9 protein-coding genes and 1 tRNA gene are annotated in these 7,881 nt (G+C 60.7%); 5 read left to right on the forward strand and 5 right to left on the reverse strand.

Translation table 11 applies throughout. The features are described 5' to 3' along the window. Window positions 1-53: 53 nt before the first annotated feature. Window positions 54-272, reverse strand: a complete 219-nt coding sequence (locus tag NW808_RS08975; RefSeq protein WP_414420959.1) for an Hfq-related RNA-binding protein — start codon at window positions 270-272, stop codon at window positions 54-56. A gap of 360 nt (window positions 273-632) precedes the next feature. On the opposite strand from NW808_RS08975, the gene gvpA reads away from it, so the two are divergent. The 5 genes from gvpA (at window position 633) to NW808_RS09000 (ending at window position 3,837) form a co-directional block, all read left to right on the forward strand. Continuing rightward, on the forward strand, window positions 633-860 hold the full coding sequence (gene gvpA / locus NW808_RS08980) for a gas vesicle structural protein GvpA (protein WP_414404485.1): 228 nt from the start codon (window positions 633-635) through the stop codon (window positions 858-860). A 156-nt stretch (window positions 861-1,016) separates the two neighbouring features. After that, a complete protein-coding gene (gene gvpC / locus NW808_RS08985) occupies window positions 1,017-2,024 on the forward strand; it encodes a gas vesicle protein GvpC (RefSeq protein WP_414420960.1) in 1,008 nt (335 codons plus the stop codon). 63 nt (window positions 2,025-2,087) lie between these two features. Then, the gene (gene gvpN / locus NW808_RS08990; protein WP_414405735.1) at window positions 2,088-2,972 is read left to right on the forward strand and encodes a gas vesicle protein GvpN; all 885 of its coding nucleotides are present in this window, start codon (window positions 2,088-2,090) and stop codon (window positions 2,970-2,972) included. A gap of 33 nt (window positions 2,973-3,005) precedes the next feature. Next, the gene (locus NW808_RS08995) at window positions 3,006-3,338 is read left to right on the forward strand and encodes a gas vesicle protein (protein WP_414395170.1); all 333 of its coding nucleotides are present in this window, start codon (window positions 3,006-3,008) and stop codon (window positions 3,336-3,338) included. A 73-nt stretch (window positions 3,339-3,411) separates the two neighbouring features. Continuing rightward, entirely contained in the window at window positions 3,412-3,837 is a 426-nt protein-coding gene (locus tag NW808_RS09000) for an LptA/OstA family protein (protein ID WP_414410163.1), read from the forward strand. A 15-nt stretch (window positions 3,838-3,852) separates the two neighbouring features. On the opposite strand, the gene NW808_RS09005 is transcribed toward NW808_RS09000, so the two are convergent. The 4 genes from NW808_RS09005 to NW808_RS09020 all read right to left on the reverse strand — a co-directional run. Next, window positions 3,853-3,926 (reverse strand) — tRNA-Arg (locus tag NW808_RS09005). Then, on the reverse strand, window positions 3,904-4,584 hold the full coding sequence (locus NW808_RS09010) for a ribonuclease HII (protein WP_414410164.1): 681 nt from the start codon (window positions 4,582-4,584) through the stop codon (window positions 3,904-3,906). The genes NW808_RS09005 and NW808_RS09010 overlap by 23 nt, the downstream gene beginning before the upstream one ends. 43 nt (window positions 4,585-4,627) lie before the next feature. Further along, window positions 4,628-6,592: an Rne/Rng family ribonuclease gene (locus tag NW808_RS09015; RefSeq protein WP_414420961.1), complete on the reverse strand. Its 1,965-nt coding sequence runs from the start codon at window positions 6,590-6,592 to the stop codon at window positions 4,628-4,630. Between the two features lie 540 nt (window positions 6,593-7,132). Next, the coding region (locus tag NW808_RS09020) for a TIGR03936 family radical SAM-associated protein (protein WP_414420962.1) at window positions 7,133-7,881 on the reverse strand (749 nt) is incomplete at its 5' end.

Here is a 7,881-nt window from a genome sequence, read left to right on the forward strand (position 1 = left end):
GGCCCCTGCCGCTGGGAAGCCAGCGACAACAAAGAGGCTAGGGGGATTTGGGTTTAGGGGTGAGGTCGGACTTTGACAAAGGCGATAGCGGAGCGCCACAGCAGCGACTCTTGCCCCTCCGCATCTGCTAGGCAGAGACAGTCGGGATCCTGCCAGCGTAGCTGGCCGATGAAGACATCTCCCGTATTGAGCTTAACCTCCAGGATTTCTCCATCCCGAATCACCTGCTGTAGGCGACGCACACTCGGGATCCCAGTGTCAAAGTCGGTCACGGCAGTCCTCTTGGCCAGTGAACGGACGGCGTATCGGCAGGCGCACTGCTCTCAGTATAGGGGATCCCTGCCGGCCCGCACCTTGGCTTAGCCAACGCTAAAAAGCGCTCTCGCCCTTTGACCCACTTTTTCTGCCAGCGGCTACTATGTAGGGGGGTGCGCTTAGAGAAGACGGCAAGCCTTGTCGACCTGCCGTGTTCTTCTGTTCTCCCCGGAAAAAGCTAGCGGAATAGCGCTGGGGTGGCAGAACGTGCACCTGTCGCCCTAGAGAGGGCCAATCCCGTTTGGGATCCCTTCTATCTACCGCTTTGCCACCGAATTGTTGTCCTTTTCAACCATCATCCTTGCAGGAGAGAGGCTATGGCAGTTGAGAAAGTGAACTCTTCTTCGAGCTTGGCCGAGGTGATCGATCGCATCTTGGACAAGGGCATTGTGGTCGATGCCTGGGTGCGGGTTTCGCTGGTGGGGATCGAGCTGTTGGCCATTGAAGCGCGCGTCGTCGTGGCTTCGGTGGAGACCTACCTGAAGTACGCCGAGGCTGTGGGCCTAACGGCTACTGCTGCCGCTCCCGCTGTCCAAACCTCCTAATCGACTTCCCAGCTCCCAACAAAGCCTCAGCCTTTAACTAAGAGAAATGCAGTCGGCAAGTGAGGCAGGGGTTCAAAAGAATCTCTGCCTCCTCCCCCTTCAAGCGATTGGCTTGCGGTTTGAGGGGAAGTAAAAAACTGCCAAGGAGAGAACGCCATGAGTTTGCAGGAGCAGTGGGCCGAAGCCCGCAGCCGACGGGTGGCTCAAAACCTAAGTTTGTTGAGCGGATCCCGGCAGCAGCGCCTGGAGCAGCACCGCGCTCTGATGGCCGAGCTGAGACAACGTCGCCAGGAACGCCAAGAGGCAGTACGGCAGCGGAGGGAGCAAACCCGCAGCCAACTGCGCAGCCTGGAGCAGAACCGAGCGGCGCAGCGGGCTTTGGACAAACATGCCCGTTTAGAGGCTGCAGCGCAGCGGGCCCAAGGAGTGGCGGTGCTTCTCTCTCGCCTGGCCCAAGAACGGGCCGCCCAATCGCAGGCGCAGCGGCAGGAGCTAGAGACTTTTCAAGCCGACTTGACAGCGATGGTGAAGAGCTTGCTAGCCACCTATGCCCAGGCGCGGCAGGCCATGGCCAACCAAACCCGACAAGTGCGGCAGGCTTTCTATGCCGACTTGCGGCAACGGGTACGGCAGGAGCTGGCTCGGATTGCCCAAGAACAGCGGGCAGAAGCCCAAGCGCTCCGCCAGGCTTTGGCAGCTTTCCGCAGGGCGTTGCGCGAGCAGGTGTGGGGGGATGGGATCCCTGTCCTCCTACCTGAAGATTCTGGGGCTGTTGAGAAGCAGTTTGAGTGTTGGGACAAACCCCCAGAAATAGCTCCAGGCGAAGCTCCTCAGCCAGAGGCTACAAGCAAGAGCGAACCCCCAGGGGATACTCCTGTAGCGCCGCCACCCCCTGAGCCCTCTCAAGATCGAGTTGCACCCCCACTTGCTGGCGAGGAGCAGCCGGATCCAATCCTGAACTACGTCAACAACTATGTGGTAGCCCTGCAGGCGCAGGATCCCAACCTAACCTTGCTGCAGGTGATTGGCGATCGGGAGCGGGTGCGGGATCTGCTGGCCCGCGGTGCCGTGGATCTGGGGGTGGATCCCTCGGAAATCTTGGCCACCTTGCGGCGTATGGTGTCAGCGACGGCTGTGATCTCAGCTCCGCCCCCGTCTCCGTAAGCGCAAGAAGACGGTTACGGCTTACGGCTATAGTCCAGGCAAGTTAAGCGTTGGGTATTGAATATGGCTACGGTTTTGCAAGCGCGTCCCCGCCAGTTTGTAAGCACTCCCTACATTGAGCGGATTACCCGCCGCGCCTTGCGCTATCTGCAATCCGGTTTTGCCGTGCATCTGCGGGGGCCTTCGGGCACAGGCAAGACCACCCTGGCAATGCATTTGGCCAGCCTTCTAGGTCGCCCCATCATGCTGATCTACGGCGACGATCGCTTTGATTCTTCCGACCTCATCGGGGGGCGCACTGGCTTTACCCATCGGCGGGTGGTGGATAACTTCATCCATTCAGTGGTGAAGGTAGAGGAAGATGTGCAGCAGCGCTGGGTAGATGCCCGCCTCACCTTGGCCTGCCGGGAGGGGTTTACCCTCATCTACGACGAGTTCAACCGCTCCCGCCCCGAGGCCAACAACGCCCTCCTAAGTGCCTTGGAAGAAAGGCTGCTGGTTTTGCCGCCGGGCAGCCACCGCTCCGAATATCTGCGGGTGCATCCCCAGTTTCGGGCCATCTTCACCTCCAACCCCGAGGAATACACGGGGGTTCACAGGGCTCAGGATGCGCTGTTGGATCGGATGATTACCATCGATATTGGGGAGCCCGACATCGAGACGGAAAAGGAGATCCTCATTTCCCGCATTGGCCTATCGGCTTCCGACGCGCTTAAGATTGTCCACCTTGTCCGTACCTTCCGCCGCAGGTTGGATCTGACTCGCCAACCCAGCCTGCGCAGTTGTCTGATGATTGGACGCATCGTCAGGGAGCACGAGCTGGCGGTGAGTAAGAACGATGCCGATTTTCGTGCTCTGTGTGCCGACGTGCTGTTGCCTAGGGCCGGCAAGCGCTACGAGGAAGGAGCCCAGGTGCTCAACTACTTGCTGGATCAACTGCCCAACTGATATTGGTTTGCACGCTTTGGAGGAGAATTCCCAGTGCCCATTGCCTCTCAACCCCTGGCCACGGCAACGCATGGCTCTTCTCTGGCCGATGTCCTGGAGCGGGTTCTGGACAAGGGCATTGTCATCGCCGGAGATATCACCGTTTCCGTGGGCAATGTGGAGCTGCTCAGGGTGCGCATTCGGCTGCTGATCTCTTCGGTGGACAAGGCCAAGGAGATTGGGATCAACTGGTGGGAATCGGATCCCTATCTCAGCAGCCAGGCGCGGGAGCTGCTGGAGACCAACCGCCAGTTGCTGCAGCGGGTTAGCGAGTTGGAAAAGCAACTGGCTCAAGTCCTGCCCAGGGGAGGGGATGGCAAGGGCTAACAGGCTGCCCCAGCAGCGGGATCAGGGATCCCAGGCTAGACTGGCTGCTGGAGTGGTTTAACCAGGGGAGGGAATGGCGAGGGGGATCGACCTTGACCAAAGGAGCTTGGGCCGCCAGAGGAAGGTGGGTTGGGCGGTGGGCATAGGGTTGGCCCTTGCGATCCCCGGCCCAGCGTGGGGGCAAAATCCACGCGCCATCAGCATTAGCGCCGATGTTCAGGAGGCCAACGCCAATACAGGGGTGTTCGTAGCCACTGGCAATGTTACCCTCCGCTTCCCTGCTGAGCGCCTCACGGCCCGCGCTCACAAGGCGGTCTACTACAGCCAAGAGCAGCGGATTGAGCTGGAAGGCCGGGTCACCGTCCGCCAAGGAGAAAATCAACTCCAGGCCGAGAAAGTCATCTATCACATTGGAAAAGGGATCATTCAAGCTGTCCCCTCGCCAGGCCAGCAGGTGGAGTCTATCTACGTGTTGCCAGCGCCCACCGCCAGCCCTTGACCCAATCCCGACTAACGCCCACGAAAGGATTCGAACCTCCGACCCCTGGGACCGGAACCCAGTGCTCTAGTCCGCTGAGCTACGTGGGCAGCCTTCAGACCTTATCCTACCCTCCCACTGGCCTGCTTGCAAGTCCCGAACGGGGGCAAAGCTATGGCGATGCTGGGGGCTTGGCCCCAAGCGCTGCAGCGCTAGCCAGTGCTCCCGTGTCCCATAGCCGACGTTGGTGCGCCAGCCGTAGCCGGGGTACTGGGAGTCCCAGCTCTGCATCAGGGCATCCCGCCAGACCTTGGCCACGATGGAGGCAGCGGCGATGGAGAGGCAGAGCTGATCCCCTTTGACCAGCGCCGTCTGCTGGGATCCCAGCTCCGCCAGCGGCAGTCCATCCAGCAGGATGTGCTCCACTTCCCCCACTTGGGCCAGAGCTCGCTGCATGGCTAGCAACGTCGCCTGTCGAATGTTGAGTTGGTCAATTTCGGCAGCAGAAGCACTGCCAATGCCTACAGCCAGGGCCACTTGGCAAATCCGCTCTGCCCATTGGGCACGCTGCCGTGGGCGCAGTTGCTTGCCATCCTTCACCCCTGCCAGCACCTCGGGATCAAGGTGGGGTGGCAGGATGACTGCCGCTGCCACTACCGGCCCCGCCAAGGCTCCTCGCCCCACTTCATCCACGCCTGCTACCCGCAGGATCCCCTCTTGCCACAGGGATCCCTCGCACCTTAAGCTTGGCTTCGTTGCTCTGTCCATACGGCCTCAGCGCTGTCTCAAGCAAGAGCGCTAACCGGCTTGGCTAGCTGCTGCGAGAGCGCCGTCGTCTGGAGGCTGCTGGAGACTGGTGAGAGGGATCAATGACCACTTCTGGCGGCGCCCCTGTTGCCGGTGGCTCTGCTATTGATTCTGTAGGCAACCGTTCAGGCTGGGTAACTTCCGCCGAAGGCGCGCCGTTGGCAGAAGTGGTGTCGGTTTTTGCCTCCACCGGGCTGTCCACCTTGGCCGTGCCTGGCAAAATGACCCTAACCACCGTGTCTCGGCCCGCCGGCGGCGGCTGATCCAGAAGCAACAGGGGTGACAGCCCCAGCTCCGAATAGACCCGCTGCTGGAGAGGAGTCATCTCCACAGTGATGGTTTGTCGAGCTGGCTGGCTCTCTGGGGACTCTATCCCACTGGCGCGCCCAGCATCCTCCCCCCGGCCAGGGCGATGGACTTCCTTGCGCTTCTGCTCTGCCCCTGCCACTGGCAGTGGCTGCGGGCTTTCCTCTTCTACTGCTCCCTCTTCGCGAGGCCGTTTGCGCACCGGCTCAGCCCTGGCTTCCTCTGGCTCCAGTCGCTCTCCTTGAGCCAGCCGAGAGCGGTCTAGACTTGGTGGCAATGCCCCATTGCTTCCTAGCTGCAGGCGCGCCCGCTGGGAATCACCATTCCGGGGCAGAATTGGGCTAGCGCTCTCCTCTTCGCCCTCCTCAACCTCGCCAGGCAGCGTTACCGGTCGTCCACTTTCGACAGTTAACAGCCGCCCCGGCTCGGATCCCGGCAGTCGGGCCAGGATCCCTAGCCCCTCACAGGTGGGGCAGGGGTGGCCAAAGATCTCATAGAGGCTCTGCCCCTGCCGCTTGCGGGTGAGTTCCACTAGCCCCAACTCTGAGAGCTGAACCACCTGGGGTCGGGCCTTGTCATGGGCAAGGGCTTTGTTGAAGTGTTCCAAGACCAGCAGCTGATCCTGGCGGGAGTCCATGTCGATGAAATCCACCACGATCACGCCGGCAATGTTGCGCAGCCTCAGTTGGCGGGCAATCTCGGTGGCAGCCTCGCAGTTGGTCCACAGCACCGTCTCGCGGGAAGTGGCCGACTGGGTGAAAGAGCCAGAGTTGACATCGATCACGGTCAGGGCCTCCGTGGGCTCGATGACGATATAGCCCCCGGAGGGTAGATCCACCCGCGGCCGCAGCGCCTGGCGAATAACCGCATTGACCCGGAAATACTCCAAGATGGGGGTGGGCTCACGGTGAACCTCGACCACAACGCCGGGCGGCATTTTTCCTTTGTTCCAGCCTTGCAGATAGCTGCGCACCCGCTTCGCACCGGCCGCCGAGTCAGTAACGATGCGGTTGACATCGTCTGAGTAGACGTCCCGCAGCACCCGCTGGATAAAATCCTCGTCTCGTCTCAGTAGACCCGGCCCCCGTGCCGCCTGGTACTGCTGTTGAATCTCTTCCCAGAGCTTTTTCAATTGCTCCAGGTCATCGATCATCGCCTCTTCAGCGACTCCCTCGGCCTCAGTGCGCACCAACAGGCCCATTTGGGGGGGCTTAATCAAGATGGCTAGCGATTTCAGGCGATTGCGTTCTTCTCGATCCTCGATGCGGCGAGACAAATACACCCCTTTGCCGTAAGGTCGCAGCACCAGGTAGCGCCCTGGAAGAGCCAGGTCTCCCGTAAGACGCGGCCCTTTGTTGCCAGTGGGCTCTTTCATGACCTGCACCAGCACTTTCTGTTGCGGCAGGACCAGTTCGGAAATGGGAGCCTGGTTGCGTTTGAGGCGCAGCGGGCCTAGGTCACTGACGTGAATAAACCCGTTGCGTTCTCCAGAGCCGATGTTGACAAAGGCGGCATCGATGCTGGGCAGGACGTTCTCGATGACACCCACGTAGATATCCCCCACCTGGTGGGTGCCACTGGCGATGATCAGCTCTTGGACTTGGTCTTCGGCAAAGACAGCGGCAATGCGGTGTTGCTCAGCAATAACGATCTGCCTAGGCATGCATTTCCCTCCCCGCCCCCACGGCCTGCGGTTTTGGATTTGCCCTCGTCTCGGAGAAGTGGTGTTCTAGGATTGGCTCGATTTGACAACAAAATTGACTCATCGTGCAGCTGTCCATTACCCTAAGCTCTGCTCCAATGGCCAACGACGAACTTTATAGACAGGCAGCAGGAAAAAAGTAGCCCAGCAGAGGAGCCTGTGGCAGCCTAGCCACCTCTTGCCCGTAACTTGCCTGCAGGAAAGAAGCCTGTCCTCGGGAGAAATGAAAAGCTAGGCCTAACTGGAAGAGGCACACCTCTCTGTAGCACCTGGCGCCTGGGCCCTGTTGCGGCTGCTGCCTGCTCTGGATAGTGAGCTCAAATTTGGCCCGACTTTTGCTGGCTGCTCATCTTGCCTTGGGTTAGGTTGAGGGCTAGCAAGGGTGGCAGCGGCAGAAGCCAGGGGTAGCAAAATTATAGCGCTTGCGGGATCCCTCAGCCCAGCTAACCCTGATACCGCAGCCTGACTGGGGATTTGTCCAGGGGATCCTGCCACCCGTCCTCAGTCGGAATTCAAGGTGCCGTCCTCCCACAACAAGCGCAGCCGTTTGGCCGCCTGCAGCGTCCAGCGAGGCAAGCCCAGGGCCTCGGCCATTTGCAGCAGTTGGTTGGGCCGCAGGTAGGCGCCGTTGTTGCGGCAACTGCCACAGTAGAGGAGGCAGGCGCTGCCGTCGGGGGCCAAGCCCTGAAACTCCAGGTAGTATAGCAGGGGACGGGCATTGAAGAGAGAAGCTTTGCCCGACTTGGAGACTTTTTCAATCCAGATCTCGCGCGCATCCAGGATCTGGGTGACCCAGGCTGGCCAGTCGGCAGTGGGCGACTCGCAACTTACAGTGAGCTGATACTCAGCGGCATAGACGGCTTCGGTAGCCGAGGGATCTCGTAGGCCAATCTCTTGGATGGCCCGGATGGAGATTTCTGGCGGCAGTTGTTCGACAAGCAGGGCGCGCAGTTCGTCAGGGGTAACGGGCCCCTCGGGGCGCTTTAGCAACTCCAGATCGAGGACTTCGCCGTAGCCTTCCTGGCCGATGGGTAGGGCGTTGGCGTTGGCTAGTCGAGGCATGGGGTGGTAGCCGCCGCTGAAGGCTAGGGGCAAGCCGGCGCGCCGACAGGCCCGCTCCCATAGGCGCATGAGATCCAGGTGGCCTAGCCAACGCAGATCCCCGGCTTTGCTGTAGGTGATGCGGAAACGCTGGGCAGGCGGCTCTGGCTCGAGAGGATCGGGGGTGGGGGTGGGGCGGCGTTGCAAGG

Origin of the sequence: Synechococcus sp. W70.1 (assembly GCF_047461515.1) — a bacterium.
Lineage (GTDB): Bacteria > Cyanobacteriota > Cyanobacteriia > Thermostichales > Thermostichaceae > Thermostichus.

Bases quoted from the DNA above. Each gene is read 5' to 3' on its own strand.
- gvpA (WP_414404485.1), top strand. From the start codon at position 633: ATGGCAGTTGAGAAAGTGAACTCTTCTTCGAGCTTGGCCGAGGTGATC.
- gvpC (WP_414420960.1), top strand. From the start codon at position 1,017: ATGAGTTTGCAGGAGCAGTGGGCCGAAGCCCGCAGCCGACGGGTGGCT.
- gvpN (WP_414405735.1), top strand. From the start codon at position 2,088: ATGGCTACGGTTTTGCAAGCGCGTCCCCGCCAGTTTGTAAGCACTCCC.
- NW808_RS09000 (WP_414410163.1), top strand. From the start codon at position 3,412: ATGGCGAGGGGGATCGACCTTGACCAAAGGAGCTTGGGCCGCCAGAGG.
- NW808_RS09010 (WP_414410164.1), bottom strand. From the start codon at position 4,584: ATGGACAGAGCAACGAAGCCAAGCTTAAGGTGCGAGGGATCCCTGTGG.
- NW808_RS09015 (WP_414420961.1), bottom strand. From the start codon at position 6,592: ATGCCTAGGCAGATCGTTATTGCTGAGCAACACCGCATTGCCGCTGTC.